Raw genomic sequence first — 15781 nt, 5'->3', positions numbered from 1 at the left:
TGTCCCCTGATCAGTCGAACTGGTTCAGTGTCTTGGGCAGATTCACCGGGCGCCCGTTGATCAGATCCTCGAGCACGTCGAGGATCGCGTCGGCACTCGGCGGGCAACCAGGCAGGAAATAGTCCATGTGCACGACCTCGTGGCACGGGTACACGTTATTTGTGAGGACCGGGATCCGCCGGTCGAAGGGCACCACCGGACGTGAGCCGGGCGGCCTCGTCAGAGAGTCCGTGTAGGCCTCGGCAAGACAATCCTTGAGCCCGACCAGGTTACGCAGGGACGGTACGCCACCCCAGATCGCGCAGGCGCCGACCGAGATCAGCACATCGCAGTTTTCCCTGAAGTGCCGCAGCGTCTCGATGTTCTCCTCGTTGGCGACCCCACCTTCGATGAATCCGATCGCGCACCGCTCCGGAATGCGCTTGATATCGGTGAACGACGATCGCAATATCGTGATCTTGTCCAACAGGGTGATCATCCGCTCGTCGATGTCGAGCAACGACAAGCTGCATCCCCAGCAGCCGCAGAGGCTGATCATCGAGATCTTGATCTTGGCCGCGCGCGTGGCGGCGAGTTCAGGGTCAAGCGGTGTGGCTGGAAGTTCGTGCGAAGCAAACTCATTGGTGTCCGATGTGGTCACTCTCACCCCTCCGCGACGGTTCCAGCGCCTGGTCTCTCACCGATTCGAGGTCGTAGCTCCGCTCGCCGATGGGCTGGTCATAGCCCACACCTTTCTGGAGGATCGTTCCGACCGGACAGATGTCGACAGCCTCTCGGATCTGCTCGGCGGGCATGGCGTTGGCCAGTTCGATGTCGATCTCGATACGAGCATCTCCCCCACGGCCACTGATGCTGAAGATCTTTTTGCCAGTGTCGAGATCCCGAACGAACTCCACGCATCGTTGGCAGAAAATGCAGCGGTCGCGCTCCAGCCAGATCCTCTCCGAGGCATGGTCGGCGACCCGCTCGGGGAACTGGTACGGAAAGCGCGAGACCACCATGTCCACCTCGTAGCCCACCGCCTGCAGTGTGCATCGACCGGATTTCTCACAGCTGGGACAGTTGTGATTGCCCTCGGAGAACAACATCTCCACCAAAGCCTTGCGGACGTCGGCGAGTTCGGGGTCGTTGACCTCAACGCGCATCCCCTCGCTGACCTTGACCGCACAGGCCGCCGTGACCGTGCCGTTGACCCTGACCGAACACACCCGGCACGTCCCCAGTGCGGGGTGTTCGGGCAGGTAGCACAACGTCGGGATGTAGACGCCCGCCTCCGCGGCCACGTCGACGAGTGTCCTGCCTTTCTCGGTGGTCACGGCATCACCGTCGATCTCGATCCGGATGGTCACGTTGACTCTTGCGGTGCGAGTTCGGCAACGGCCCGCGCATAGCCGGAAAGCTCGGCCACCACGTCGAAGGACGGCAGTACACCGTCGTTGGGCTCACGAAGTCCGGCCCGGTAGATCTCCGGGAACTTGTTCAGCGTTGTCAGGATCGGATTGGATGAGGTGACGCCCAATCCGCATCGGCTGGTACGCGAAACGATCTCACCCCAGGCAACCATGTCGTCGAGATCGGACGGCATCGCCTCCCCGGCGGCCACCAAGCCAACCTTCTGACGTAGCAGCACGTTACCGGCCCGGCACGGCACGCAGATGCCACAGGATTCGTCGACGAAAAACTGCGTGAAGTCCGCGACGACGTCGATCAGGTCACGGTCGTGGTTGAACACCATGAACGAGCCGTTGCAGGACAGATCGTCGTAGGCCAGCCTGCGGTCGCCGTCGGCCGCCACCGAGAGCATCTCGCCAGACGGTCCACTGATTTGGACCGCCCGGGCGTCGTCTGCGCCGATCATGTCGAGTACCTCAAGCAACCTCACTCCCCACTCCACCTCGTATATCCCTGGCGCGGCGCAGTCACCGGAGACGCTGAGCAGCCGAGTACCCGATGACCCTGGCACGCCCATCGACGTGAACCATCCGGCGCCCTCCTGCATGACTCGGCTCGCCGCGGCGAATGTTTCGACATTGTTCACCACCGTCGGCTGGCCCAGGAAACCGTGCTCGACCGGGAAGGGCGGCTTGAGCCGCGGCGTACCCCGCCTTCCCTCGCAGGATTCGATCAGCGCGGTTTCGTCACCACAGATGTAGGCGCCGGCGCCGAGCTGGATGCGGATGTCGAAGCCGCCGCCGAGTACCCCGTCGTCGCGTAACTCGGCCAATTGCCTGGCGAGGTAGGCCTGCAGATACACGTATTCGCCGCGAAGGTAAAAGATGCCGCGACGGGCGCCGACGGCGTGGGCCGCGATCGCCATACCCGCGAACACCTGCTTGGGTGACTTCGTCAGCAAAGCCCGGTCCTTGAACGTCCCCGGTTCGCCCTCATCTGCGTTGCAGATGATGTACTTCTCGGCGCCGGCGGCCGCGCGGCACAACTTCCACTTATTGCCTGTAGGGAATCCCGCACCACCCAGTCCCCGCAGCCCGGATTCCGAGATGGTCGCGATCACGGCTTCCGGCGTCATGCCGAGGCAGCGGTCCAGTAGCGCTCGGTAATCGGTGTCGAGACCGAAGAACACCGGCCCCGTCGTATGCACGGCGCTGGGGACCAGCGCTTCGACATACGCCACCTCGTCGCACGACAGGCCGGCCGGATTCGCGATGTTCGCCGCGGACTCACCGTTTTGCATGCGCTCGATGACCTTGGCGACAGTGGCAGGTGTCAGATCGGTGAATACGACATCGTCGACCAGCATCGCCGGTTCATGGTCGCTCAATCCGATGCACGCGGTTTCGAACAATCCGAAATCAGCCGAGCCTGGCGCGCCGAACCGTGTTCCGGTCGTGTCTTCCAAGGCGGCATACACCTCGCGGTAGCCGCGCGTCTTGGCGATGACGTTGTTGCTCAGATAGATGCGATGGCGGCCCGCCGGTGTGGTGTGGAAGAAATGGTAAAACGTCACCGTCTCCAGAACGTCTCCGACTGTCAGCCCGAGCCATTCGGCTATCCGGGCAGCGGCTTCAGCAGAAACGTAGCCGTCCTCGCGGTGTACATCCCAGAGGATGTCGATGAGCCTGGTGCGGTCTCGCGCGTACCGGTCGAGAATCGTCGCGATATCGGTCGTCATGCGCCGCCCTACTCGAGCAGTAAGCCAGGCGGCAAAGTTACCATGGCTGAACTGCTCTTGCGTTGTCGAATAGTCGTTTTCGCTGCCAATCGCGGCGACATAGTGATCTCCTCGTCGGATCTTCGGTCTGGTCAGGGCATCGACTTCAACTCCACGCAACCCAGATTCTGACGACGATCGCGGTCGTGCACCAGAGGACAAGGGCCTCGGTTCTCCGAGATCAACGTCCGGAGTGTCGAAATCCATGCTGGCCCCACCGAAGCGCGCACCGATCCCGTCGCTGCGACCCATTCCAGTGACCTTCGGCCCTGTCATCGCCCGAGCCGGAGTGAGAGGTTGGCATTTGCGACGTGGCGTGACGTGCCACGAGAGGGGCAGGTTATGGGTACATCGGAGTACGTCCGCTTCTTTGAGGAAATCGGCATCGGCGACGTCCCGCTGGTCGGCGGCAAGAACGCCTCGCTGGGCGAGATGTTCCAGAAGCTGTCCAGCCGCGGCGTCCGTGTCCCACACGGCTTCGCCATCACGGCTGCGGCTTACCGCTACATGCTGGACCAAGCCGGCGCGTGGGAACGCCTACACGCCGAACTCGACGGTCTGGACCCCGCCGACGTCGAGGCGCTGGCGCGAAAAGCCAAGCGCGCCCGCGAGATCGTATACGGCGCAGGACTTCCCGAGGATCTGGCCGCCCAGATTCGGGATGGCTACCGTGCACTTCAGCAGGAGTACGGCGAAGAGGTCAGTCTCGCCGTCCGCAGTTCGGCGACCGCCGAGGACCTGCCGACCGCCAGCTTCGCCGGCCAGCAGGACTCCTATCTCAACATCAAAGGTGAAGCGAGTCTGCTCGACACCTGCCGCCGCTGTTTCGCCAGCTTGTTCACCGATCGCGCCATTCACTACCGAGTCGACCAGGGCTTTGACCACTTCAAGGTCTCGCTGTCGATCGGCGTGATGAAGATGGTGCGCTCCGACATCTCTTCGTCGGGGGTGATGTTCTCCATCGATACCGAGTCGGGCTTTCGCGACGCCGTCTTCATCACCGGCGCCTACGGTCTCGGTGAGAACGTGGTCCAGGGCGCGGTCGACCCCGACGAATTCTACGTCCACAAGCCGACCTACCTCGCCGGCCACCGCGCCGTATTGCGCCGCCTCCTTGGCGACAAAGCGGTGAAGATGATCCTCGTCGACGGGGAGACGAAGAACACCACGCGCAACATCCCGACGCCCAGGGCCGACCGTACCCGGTTCTGCCTCACCGATGCCGACGTCCTGGAGCTCGCCGGCTACGCGTGCACGATCGAAGCGCACTACGGGCGGCCCATGGACATGGAGTGGGCCAAGGACGGTATCGACGGAAAGCTCTACATCGTGCAGGCCCGTCCCGAGACGGTTGCCTCCCAGCACAGCGTGACGGCCCTGGAGGCTTACGTACTGGATGGGAGAGGCGAGATACTCGTCGAGGGTCGCTCAGTCGGCGAGAGAATCGCCTCGGGTCCGGTCCGTCGAATCGAGAACCTCACGCAGCTGAACGAATTCAAGCCGGGCGAGGTGCTGGTTGCAGACACCACAACGCCGGACTGGGAGCCGGTGATGAAGACCGCCGCTGCGATCGTCACCAACCGCGGTGGCCGCACCTGCCACGCGTCGATAATCGCCAGGGAACTCGGCATCCCCGCCGTGGTGGGCACCGGGAACGCGACCACCCGCTTACCTGACGGTCAGGTGGTGACGGTGTCCTGCGCCGAGGGCGACTCGGGTCGTGTGTACCAGGGCGAACTGCCCTTCCATGTGGACGGCACCGAGGTGGCGGACCTGGCACGCCCGCGAACCCAGATCATGATCAACCTCGGCAACCCCGACCTCGCCTTCAAGACCTCGTTCCTGCCGAACGACGGTGTCGGTCTCGCTCGGATGGAGTTCGTCATCAGCGAGTACATCCGGGTTCACCCCCTTGCCCTGCTGCACCCCGAAAAAGTCGACGATCCCGAGGCGCGTCGGACGATAGATCAGCTCACGCAGGGCTACCCAGACCGCGGCGCCTTCTTCGTGGAACGCCTTTCCGAAGGAATCGGCACCATCGCCGCCGCCTTCTGGCCCAAGCCGGTCGTGGTGCGGATGTCGGACTTCAAGACCAATGAGTACGCCAGCCTCTTGGGCGGCGCAGGTTTCGAGCCGTCCGAAAGCAACCCGATGCTCGGGTTCCGGGGCGCCTCCCGTTACGCACACCCCGCCTACGCCGAGGGCTTCGCGCTCGAGTGCCGCGCGATGCGACGGGTGCGCGAAGAGATGGGCTTGACGAACGTGATCCTGATGCTTCCGTTCGTGCGTCGCGTCGCCGAGGCGGACCTAGTCCTGGCCACAATGGCCGACCTCGGGCTGCGGCGTGGTGAGAACGGGCTCAAGGTGTACGCGATGTGCGAGATCCCGAACAATGTGATCCTCATCGACGAATTCGCCAAGCGCTTCGACGGCTTCTCCATCGGCTCCAACGACCTGACTCAGCTCACCCTCGGCGTCGATCGGGACAGTGAGATCGTGGCCTTCGACTACGACGAACGCGACGAGGGCGTCAAGGAGATGATTCGCCTGGCTGTTGAAGGCTGTCGACGCAACGGGATTCACTCGGGCCTGTGTGGGCAGGCACCCTCGGACTACCCGGACATGGCCGAGTTCCTGGTCCGGATCGGTATCGAGTCGATGAGTCTGAATCCCGACACGGTGGTGAAGACCACCCGCCAGGTCCTGCAGTTGGAGGCACAACCCGTGCCGGTTCGATGACACCGCCGGTCACCATCGACCCGCGCTACCACGGCGCGGTGTTGCTCAACCTCGACAGTGCACTGACCAGCGACGCACCGCTCTTCGAGGCGGCCGTCGACCTGGCCAGGAGACTACGCGGCATCGGCGTCGCCACCGCGGCCCATTCGTCGAGCCCGAACTGTCAGCACGCCTTGAAGGACGCCGGGGTGGATGTCCTGTTCGACGTGTGCATCGACGGAATCGGCGGCTCGCGCGGGACTGCCGTGCTGGCCGATGCGGCGCAGCGACTGGGTGTGCGGCCGCAACGGTGCGTTGTCGTCGAGGACACCTGCGCCGGGGTGACGGCGGGCCGCGAAGGCGGGTTCGCGGTCGTCATCGGCGTCGATCGCGCCGGACAAGGGGACTTGTTGCGTTGCGGTGCCGACGCCGTCGTCGCCGACTTGGCGGAAGTCGCCGTCCGGAGCGGCGACAGGCTCATCTCCACACTGCCGAATGCGCTGACGTCCTACGGTCAGCTGATCGGGATCACCAGTGCCCGAGAGTCGATGGTGTTCCTCGACTACGACGGGACATTGGCGCCCATCGTGTCCGATCCCGATGCGGCCGCGCTTGTCGACGGCGCAGCCGAGGCACTGGGACTCGTTGCGGCAGTGTGCCCCGTTGCCATCCTCAGCGGCCGGGACCTTGCGGACGTTCGCTCCCGGGTCGGCACACCCGGCATCTGGTACGCCGGCAGCCACGGCTTCGAGCTGACCGGACCGGACGGCACGTACCACTGCAACGAAGCGGCAGCGACGTCGGTCCCCCTGCTGGAGCACGCCGCAGCCGAATTGACCATTACCCTGGCGAAGATCGCGGGTGTTCGCGTCGAGCACAAGCGCTTTGCCGTCGCGGTGCACTACCGCGAGGTCGCACCGGAACACGTCGATGAGATCGTGGCACTGACCCACCACATCGGCCATCGTGACGGCCTGCGGGTGACCAGCGGACGCAAGATCGTCGAGTTACGGCCGGATATCGACTGGGACAAGGGCACCACGCTGGCCTGGATCCGTGATCGCATCGACCCGGCCGTTGCCCTGCTGCCGATCTACATCGGCGACGACCTGACCGACGAAGACGCCTTTGACGCGGTGCACTTCGACGGAGTCGGGATCGTCGTCAGACATGACGAAGACGGAGATCGTAAGACTGCCGCACGTTTCAGCCTGCAGAGTCCCGAGGAGGTACGTGAGTTCTTGGAGCGTGGATCAAAATGGTTGGCCTACAAGCACCAGGCCTCGGGCACGTCGTGGGAGTACACCTTCGACGGATACGATCCGCAGACCGAGAAACTTCGGGAAGCGTTGTGCACGCTGGGAAACGGCTACTTCGCCACCCGGGGCGCCGCGCCGGAGTCGACGGCGGGCCAGGTGCACTACCCCGGCACCTACGCTGCCGGCGTGTACAACCGCCTCGTCGATGACGTCTCCGGCACCGAGATCGACAACGAAAGCCTGGTGAACCTGCCCAACTGGCTTGCGCTGACGTTCCGGTGCGACGGTGGCAGCTGGTTCGACCTCGACGAGGTCACGATCCTGTCCTACCAACAGACACTCGACCTTCGCGGCGCCGTGCTGACCCGGGATGTCCGGTTCCGCGATGATGCCGGCCGGACGACCACGCTCAAGCAACAACGCTTCGTCGCCATGCACCTACCTCACGTCGGCGCGCTGCAGACCACGATCCTGGCCGAGGACTGGTCGGGAAGCGTCGAGATACGCTCCGCACTGGACGGCGGCGTGACGAACTCACTGGTCGAACGGTACCGAGATCTGGCCAACCAACACCTCGGCCCGGCAGACAACCGCGAGATCTCTCATGATTCGGTGCTGCACTGCACCGAGACGACGCAATCTCGGATCCCCATCGCGATGGCGGCGCGAACCTCCGTGTGGCGCGACGGCGAACCCGTCCCTGCCTCCTATCGGCTCTTCGACGAGGCTGCCAGGATTGGTCACGACATCACGGTCCGGTTGTCGGTCGGAGAAGCCGTCACGGTCGAGAAGATCGTGACCGTCTACACGGGCCGGGATGTCGCCACATCCGAGCCTGCCGTCGACGCCCAACGCCTGCTCGCTCGACTCGGCCGGTTCGCCGAGATTCTGGACGGGCATCTGACCGACTGGGCGCATCTATGGGAGCGGCTCTCCATCGAATTCGAGGACTTTACCGACGAATTGCGGATCCTACGGTTACATATTCTGCACTTGTTGCAGACGGTTTCGCTCAACACGTCCGACCTGGATGCCGGGGTGCCGGCCCGCGGATTGCATGGTGAGGCATACCGCGGTCACATCTTCTGGGACGAACTGTTCATCTTCCCGGTGCTGAATCTTCGGCTGCCGATGATCACCCGCTCGCTGCTCAGCTATCGGTACCGGCGGCTGCCGGAAGCCCGGCATGCCGCCGCGGCCGCCGGCTACGCGGGTGCGATGTTCCCATGGCAGTCCGGCAGTGACGGACGCGAGGAGAGTCAACGGCTACATCTCAACCCGCGCAGCGGCCGCTGGAATCCCGACGCAAGCGCCCGTGCGCACCACATCGGCATCGCCGTCGCCTACAGTGCCTGGAAGTTCTACCAGGTCACCGGAGACCTGGCCTACCTGATCGATTACGGCGCAGAGTTGTTGGCCGAGGTGGCACGTTTCTTCGTCAGCCTGGCGACCTACGACGACGAGCTTGCCCGATACGCCATCCGCGGCGTCATCGGGCCCGACGAGTTCCACTCGGGTTATCCCGATGCGCCGTACGACGGTATCGACAACAACGCCTACACCAACGTGATGGCGGTGTGGGTGATCATGCGGGCCATCGATGCACTGGACCTGTTGCCGCTGCCGAACAGGCTGGACCTGCTGGAAAAGCTCGGACTCAACAGTGCCGAACTGGCGCACTGGGCCGACGTCAGCCGCCGGATGTTCGTCCCGTTCCACGACGGCGTCATCAGTCAGTTCCAGGGATACGGCGAGCTCGCGGAACTGGATTGGGACCGTCTCCGTCGGCAGTACGGCAACATCCAACGACTGGACCGTATCCTGGAGGCGGAGCACGACGACGTCAACCGCTACAAGGCATCGAAGCAGGCCGACGCGCTGATGCTGCTCTACCTCCTGTCGGCGACGGAGCTACGGGAGCTCCTCGCACGGCTCGGCTATCGTCTTTCGCCCGAACAGGTTCCGGAGATGGTGGACTACTACCTGGCCCGCACCTCGCACGGTTCGACCCTCAGCGGTGTCGTGCATACCTGGGTGCTGGCCAGGGCCAATCGCGACCGCGCCATGGAGTTCTTCACCGAGGCGCTGAAGTCCGATGTGTCCGACATCCAGGGTGGAACCACATCCGAGGGTATTCATCTGGCCGCTATGGCCGGAACCGTCGACCTCATGCAGCGGTGCTTCACCGGGCTGGAGACCCGATCCGACCGTCTGATTCTCTCGCCGCACTGGCCGAAATCACTTGGTGTGCTTGCTATACCGATCCACTACCGTGGACTGCACCTGCATCTGCGAGTCAGCGGAAAGGGCGTCATCATCAGTGTGGATCCACGCGACGCCGCCGGGATCGACGTGGAATGCCACGGCCGTGTCGTTCGCCTGATGCCCGGAACTACCGTTCGGTTTCCCGGCTGATGACTGATTCCCATGACGTCACGCCGCTCGCGGACCTCAGCCAGGGGCATTCCTTTGGCGGCCCGGTGCGCCAACATCGGCCCGTCTACGTCGATCTGTTGCCACCCTGCAATGCGGGCTGCCCGGCCGGGGAGAACATTCAGGCCTGGCTGGCGCACGCCACCGCGGGCCGACACGAAGCCGCATGGCGACAGCTCGTCGCCGACAATCCATTCGCCGCAATCCATGGACGGGTGTGCTATCACCCTTGCGAAACCGTATGCAACCGAACAAATCTCGACAGCGCTGTGTCGATTCATTCGGTGGAACGGTTCCTCGGTGACCTCGCTCGGGAACGCGGCTGGCGTTTCGATCCACCGCCGAGCCGCAGCGGCAAGCGAGTCCTGGTGATCGGTGCGGGACCGAGTGGACTGTCCGCCGCCTATCATCTGGCGCGACTCGGCCACGAGGTCGAGGTCCGCGATGCGGGCGCCACGCCCGGTGGCATGATGCGCTACGGCATTCCGAATTATCGACTTCCCCGCGATGTGCTGGATGCCGAGCTTGACCGGATCGCCGCAATGGGCGTTCAGCTGACCAGCAATCATCGAGTCGATGACCTGGCGGCCGAGCGAGACGAAGGCGGGTTTGACGCGGTGTTCGTCGCGGTCGGCGCACACCTGGCCAAACGTGTCGACATACCGGCCGGCGACGCGGCCGCCGTGCTGGACGCGGTGTCGTTTCTGCACAGCGTCGCCGCGGGTGACAAGCCGGCGATCGGGCGACATGTCGCCGTCTACGGCGGCGGAAACACCGCGATGGACGCGGCCCGGGTGGCGCGGCGCCTCGGTGCCGACGACGCCGTCATCGTCTACCGTCGCACCCGTGAGCAGATGCCTGCGCACGAGCAGGAATCTCAGGACGCCGAACGCGAGGGTGTGCGGATCAACTGGCTTCGGACCATCACCGCCTTCGAAGGCCCCGAATTGCAGGTCGAAGTCATGGAACTCGACGAGTCGGGTTACCCACAACCGACCGGACGCTTCGAGACGCTGGCTGCCGACACCCTGATCATGGCCCTTGGTCAGGAAACAGAATCGGCGTTCATGCGGACGCTGCAGGGAGTCGAGTTCGATGCAGACGGCAGCGTGCGAGTCTCGGAATCACTGATGACCGGCTGTCCCGGCGTGTTCGCCGGCGGCGATATGGTGCCCAGCGAACGAACCGTGACCGTGGCTGTCGGGCACGGGAAGAAGGCGGCGCACCGGATCGACGCGTGGCTGCATCACGCGCCGCCCGTCCGCCTGGCGAAACACCCTACGGCGACGTACGATTCGCTGCATCTGTGGTACTTCGGCGACGCCGCACAGCGCCGGCAACCCGAACTCGAACCGGCGGAGCGCGTCGCAAGTTTCGAGGAGGTCGTCGGCGGCTTGTCCGGCGACGAGGCGGTCTACGAAGCAGGGCGTTGCCTGTCATGCGGTAACTGCTTCGAATGCGATGGCTGCCTGGGCGCGTGCCCGGAGAACGCTGTCATCAAACTCGGGGTCGGGCACCGCTACCAGTTCGACTACGCCATGTGCACGGGCTGCGGTATCTGCGCCGACCAGTGCCCCGTCCACGCCATCGACATGTTTCCGGAGCCGACATGACACGAACGACGGTGGACGGCAACGAGGCTGCCGTTTCGGTCGCCTACCGGCTCAACGAGGTGTGCTGCATCTACCCGATCACCCCGTCGTCGCCGATGGCCGAGTTGGCCGATGTCTGGTCCAGCGCTGGCCGGCCCAACGTGTGGGGCACCGTCCCGACCGTGGTCGAGATGCAGAGCGAGGGCGGGGCGGCAGGTGCTTTGCACGGCGCCCTGCAAAGCGGCGCGTTGGCTACGACCTTCACTTCGTCGCAGGGCCTGCTGCTGATGATCCCGAACATGTACAAGATCGCCGGCGAACTGACTTCGGCCGTCATCAACGTCGCAGCCAGATCTGTTGCTGCGCAGGCGCTGTCGATCTTCGGCGATCACTCCGACGTGATGGCGGCGCGGCAGACGGGGTTCGCGATGCTTGCCTCCGCCTCGGTTCAGGAAGCACAAGACCTGGCGCTTATCGCGCAGGCGGCCACCTTGGCGACCCGGGTACCGTTCGTGCACTTCTTCGACGGGTTCCGAACCTCGCACGAAATCAACACAATTGACACGCTCACCGATGACGACCTGCGTGCGCTGGTACCCGAGGAGTTGGTGCGTGCGCATCGCGGACGCGCACTGTCGCCAGAGCGGCCGTTCATCCGTGGGACCGCACAGAACCCTGACGTGTACTTCCAGGCGCGGGAGACGGTGAACCCCTTCTACGCCAGGGTGCCCGGCGTCGTCGCGGAGTTGATGGCGCGGCTGGGCGAGCGCACCGGCCGCACGATGGACATCGTCGACTACGCCGGACATCCAGAGGCGGACCGGGTGCTGGTGCTGATGGGCTCGGGTGCCGAGACTGTGGTGCAAACGGTCGCCGCGCTCGTCGACCGGGGCGAGCGAGTCGGCGTCTTGCAGATACGGCTCTACCGGCCGTTTCCCACCGCGGCGCTGCTGACTGCGCTGCCGGCCACGGTACGCACGGTCGGCGTCTTGGACCGCACCAAGGAACCCGGTTCGATCGGCGAGCCGCTCTATCTGGACGTGGTCGCTGCGCTCGCGGAGTCCGTCGCCGACGGGGCACGCGCGGTCATGCCGCGAGTCAGCGGTGGGCGCTATGGGCTGTCCTCGAAGGAGTTCACCCCCGCCATGGTCGCCGGCGTGTTCGCCGAACTGGCCCGCGACGCGCCGCGGCGGCGATTCACCATCGGCATCGACGACGATGTGTCGGGCACCAGCATCGACTACGACCCGTCCTTCGACATCGAGTCACCGAATACGTTCCGGACGGTCTTCTTCGGGCTCGGTTCGGACGGTACCGTCAGCGCCAACAAGAACACGATCAAGATCATGGGGTCGGAGGAAGGACTCTATGCCCAGGCGTACTTCGTCTATGACTCAAAGAAATCGGGTTCGCAGACCGAGTCGCATCTGCGTTTCGGCCCAGATCCCATCCGTGCGCCTTATCTCGTCAACGGCGCCAATTTCGTCGGTTGCCATCAGTTCCGGTTCCTCGACAAGGTCGACGTACTCGCTCGGGCCGCTCCCGACGCGACGCTGCTTCTGAATTGCCGACTTACCCCGGCGAAGGTGTGGGACGCGCTGCCCCGGCGAGTTCAGGAGCAGATCCTGGAGAAGCGGATCATCCTCTACACCGTGGACGCCGACCGGATCGCGCGCGAGTCCGGACTGCCCGGCCGGATCAACATCGTGCTGCAGACCTGCTTCTTCGCGATCTCAGATGTACTGCCGCGCGAACGGGCTGTCGCCCGGATCAAGGAATCGGTGGAGAAGATGTACGGCAACCGTGGCGCCGACGTGCTGGCCAAGGAATTGGCCGCGGTGGACGGCGCCGTGGCGGGGTTGCAGCGGATCGAAGTGCCGGCCGACAATCCCGGGGCCACTTCCGGCCACTCTTCGGTACCGACCGTGCCCGAGTCGGCACCGGAGTTCGTCCGTACCGTGACCGCGGAGATGATGGCAGGACGCGGAAACCTGCTGCCGGTCAGCGCACTTCCGGTGGACGGCACCTACCCGAGCGGTACGACTGCTTACGAGAAGCGCAACATCTCCGGGTCGGTCGCGGTATGGGATTCCGAGAGCTGCATCCAGTGCGGCAACTGCAGCTTCGTCTGCCCGCACAGCGTGATTCGTTCCAAGTTCTACGATGAATCCCAACTTGCCGGGGCACCAGCAGAATTCGCCTCCGCGCAGCTGGACGCCGTCGGCCTGCCGAACGCCCGATACTCGTTGCAGGTATACGTGGAAGACTGCACCGGATGCGGCCTGTGTGTCGAGGCCTGCCCAGTCGTCATACCCGGCGCAGGTGTGACCAAGGCGATCAATCTTGCTCCTGCTGAGCCGCGGTTGGTCACCGAGCGCGAGAACATCGGTTTCTTCGAGACACTGCCGACCAATGACAGGTCCCGAGTGGATTTCGGCACCGTACGTGGCACCCAGTTTCTGCAGCCGCTGTTCGAGTTCTCCGGCGCCTGCGCTGGTTGCGGTGAAACGCCGTACCTCAAGCTCCTCTCGCAGCTGTTCGGCGACCGGCTGATGATCGCCAATGCGACGGGTTGCTCGTCGATCTACGGCGGTAACCTGCCCACCACTCCGTGGGCCACCAATGCCGACGGGCGAGGCCCGGCCTGGTCGAATTCACTGTTCGAGGACAATGCTGAGTTCGGGCTCGGCCTGCGGTTGGCCAACGACGGGCACGTCACGCTGGCTCGGCGACGCCTCGCCGAGTTGCGCGACACGTTGGGTAGCGGACTTGTCGACGACATTCTGTCGGCGCCGCAGCTGCGCGAATCGGAGTTGGCGGCCCAGCGTCAGCGGGTCGCCGAGCTCAGGACCCGTCTCGACGGGCTCGATCCCACCTTGACCGCTGACCTGCTCAGCGTGGTGGACAACCTGGTCCGGCGCAGCGTGTGGATCGTCGGAGGTGACGGCTGGGCGTACGACATCGGCTCCGGCGGCCTCGACCATGTCCTTGCCACCGGGCGTAACGTCAACGTACTGGTGCTCGACACCGAGGTCTATTCCAACACCGGCGGCCAGATGTCCAAGTCGACCCCGCTGGGCGCAGTCGCGAAGTTCGCCGCCGCCGGGAAGACGGTGCCGAAGAAAGACCTTGCGCTCCAGGCCATCGCCTACGGAAACGTCTACGTCGCAAAGGTTGCCATGGGTGCCGATTCACAGCAGACGCTGCAGGCGTTCCGTGAGGCGGAGGCCTACGACGGGCCATCGCTGATAATCGGATACAGCCAGTGCATTGCGCACGGCATCGACATGCGTCTGGGGATGGACCAGCAGTACCGGGCCGTCGCCAGCGGACACTGGCCGCTTCTTCGGTATGACCCGGCACTGCGGGCCGCGGGGAAGAACCCGTTCCTGCTCGATTCGCACCGACCGCGGATTCCACTGTCCGACTATGTCTACCGCGAGCTGCGGTACCGCACCCTGGCGAGCTCGGATCCGGTCGAAGCCGAGCGGCTGCTCGGACTTGCCGAACAGGCGATCGAACAACGCTGGAATACATACGAGGAGATGGCTTCCCGCGGTCCCGAACACTTCCACCCTGACGCCCGGAGGGAGCCCTGATGGACCTGTCGACTCGCTACCTCGGCCTGGACTTGCGCAATCCGCTGGTCGCATCCGCGTCCCCGCTGTCGAAGACAGTCGACGGAGTCCGGCGTCTCGCCGACGCGGGTGTAGGCGCGGTGGTGCTGTATTCGCTGTTCGAAGAGCAATTGAACCGCACAGCCGAGCGCAACGCGCGGCTGGCCGAGGCGGGGTCCGACAGCTTCGCCGAAGCGCTGTCCTACTTTCCGGCTGGAGCCGCCGAGGACCACGGCCCACGCCAGTACCTGAGCCTGCTCGAACGTACGGCACAGGCAGTGTCGGTTCCGGTGATCGGCAGCCTCAACGCGTGTACGCCAGGCAGCTGGGCACGCTACGCGCGCTCGATGCAGGACTGCGGCGCCGCCGCAATCGAATTGAACATCTACTATCTGCCAGGTGATTCGCACATCGACGGCCGCGGCGTCGAGCAGCGCCACGTCGACATTCTCGCGGGCGTCAAGGACGTGGTGGGCGTGCCGGTGGCGGTGAAGCTCAGCCCCTACTTCAGCGCGACCGCTGAGATGGCCCGGCGCCTGGACCTGGCCGGTGCCGACGGGCTGGTGCTGTTCAACCGATTCCTGCAACCTGACATCGACCCCGAGACCTTGGCGGTGGTGTCTGGGATGTCGTTGTCTACCGCAACGGAAGCTCGCCTGCCTCTGACTTGGATCACGTTGCTGCACGGTCGGATTGGCGCTTCGCTGGGCGCAACTACAGGTGTCGAGAGCTCGACGGAGCTGATCAAGTACCTGCTTGCCGGCGCCGACGTGGTGATGACCGCATCAGCATTGCTGCGCCACGGCCCGGAATATGCGGCCAAACTGCTCGAGGGGTTGCGTGATTGGATGACACGCAAGGGATACAGTGCTGTCGGCGATTTTCGTGGGCTGCTCGCCGTCCCCATCGGCGTCGACGAGGCCAGTCGTGAACGCGGGGACTACGTCAGCGCGCTGCGGAGGGCCAACAGCAGTGACTTCGAGCCGTGGTGAT

8 protein-coding genes are annotated in these 15781 nt (G+C 64.5%); 5 read left to right on the top strand and 3 right to left on the bottom strand.

Annotated elements, in window-relative coordinates:
• Positions 1-10: 10 nt before the first annotated feature.
• The 3 genes from FHU31_RS15920 to FHU31_RS15910 are packed head-to-tail and all read right to left on the bottom strand — an operon-like array spanning position 11 to position 3643.
• Entirely contained in the window at positions 11-640 is a 630-nt protein-coding gene (locus tag FHU31_RS15920) for an NADH-quinone oxidoreductase subunit B family protein (protein WP_167159783.1), read from the bottom strand.
• Positions 618-1349, bottom strand: a complete 732-nt coding sequence (locus tag FHU31_RS32055; protein WP_167159781.1) for a 2Fe-2S iron-sulfur cluster-binding protein — start codon at positions 1347-1349, stop codon at positions 618-620. The genes FHU31_RS15920 and FHU31_RS32055 overlap by 23 nt, the downstream gene beginning before the upstream one ends.
• Positions 1346-3643 (bottom strand): NAD(P)H-dependent oxidoreductase subunit E, encoded by a 2298-nt coding sequence (locus tag FHU31_RS15910; RefSeq protein WP_308206742.1) that lies wholly within the window; start codon positions 3641-3643, stop codon positions 1346-1348. Before FHU31_RS15910 ends, FHU31_RS32055 begins: the two co-directional genes overlap by 4 nt.
• Here FHU31_RS15910 and ppsA point away from each other — a divergent pair.
• From ppsA to FHU31_RS15885, 5 genes are read left to right on the top strand one after another with little or no spacing between them, the layout of a single operon-like run.
• Positions 3548-5908 (top strand): phosphoenolpyruvate synthase, encoded by a 2361-nt coding sequence (gene ppsA, locus FHU31_RS15905; protein WP_337789391.1) that lies wholly within the window; start codon positions 3548-3550, stop codon positions 5906-5908. The genes FHU31_RS15910 and ppsA overlap by 96 nt on opposite strands.
• Complete coding sequence (otsB, locus tag FHU31_RS15900) at positions 5905-9561, top strand: trehalose-phosphatase (RefSeq protein ID WP_167159777.1); 3657 nt, start codon at positions 5905-5907, stop codon at positions 9559-9561. Before ppsA ends, otsB begins: the two co-directional genes overlap by 4 nt.
• The gene (locus FHU31_RS15895; protein ID WP_167159775.1) at positions 9561-11192 is read left to right on the top strand and encodes an NAD(P)-binding protein; all 1632 of its coding nucleotides are present in this window, start codon (positions 9561-9563) and stop codon (positions 11190-11192) included. Before otsB ends, FHU31_RS15895 begins: the two co-directional genes overlap by 1 nt.
• Positions 11189-14770: a pyruvate:ferredoxin (flavodoxin) oxidoreductase gene (nifJ, locus tag FHU31_RS15890; RefSeq protein WP_167159773.1), complete on the top strand. Its 3582-nt coding sequence runs from the start codon at positions 11189-11191 to the stop codon at positions 14768-14770. Before FHU31_RS15895 ends, nifJ begins: the two co-directional genes overlap by 4 nt.
• Positions 14770-15780, top strand: a complete 1011-nt coding sequence (locus tag FHU31_RS15885; protein WP_167159771.1) for a dihydroorotate dehydrogenase-like protein — start codon at positions 14770-14772, stop codon at positions 15778-15780. Before nifJ ends, FHU31_RS15885 begins: the two co-directional genes overlap by 1 nt.
• Position 15781 lies beyond the last annotated feature (1 nt).

The organism is Mycolicibacterium fluoranthenivorans, from assembly GCF_011758805.1.
In the GTDB taxonomy this organism is placed as follows: Bacteria; Actinomycetota; Actinomycetes; order Mycobacteriales; family Mycobacteriaceae; genus Mycobacterium; species Mycobacterium fluoranthenivorans.
The sequence above is the reverse complement of the archived record's forward strand: the minus strand, read 5'-3'. Positions and strand labels throughout refer to the sequence as shown.

Bases quoted from the DNA above. Each gene is read 5' to 3' on its own strand.
- FHU31_RS15885 (WP_167159771.1), top strand. From the start codon at position 14,770: ATGGACCTGTCGACTCGCTACCTCGGCCTGGACTTGCGCAATCCGCTG.
- FHU31_RS15895 (WP_167159775.1), top strand. From the start codon at position 9,561: ATGACTGATTCCCATGACGTCACGCCGCTCGCGGACCTCAGCCAGGGG.
- otsB (WP_167159777.1), top strand. From the start codon at position 5,905: ATGACACCGCCGGTCACCATCGACCCGCGCTACCACGGCGCGGTGTTG.
- nifJ (WP_167159773.1), top strand. From the start codon at position 11,189: ATGACACGAACGACGGTGGACGGCAACGAGGCTGCCGTTTCGGTCGCC.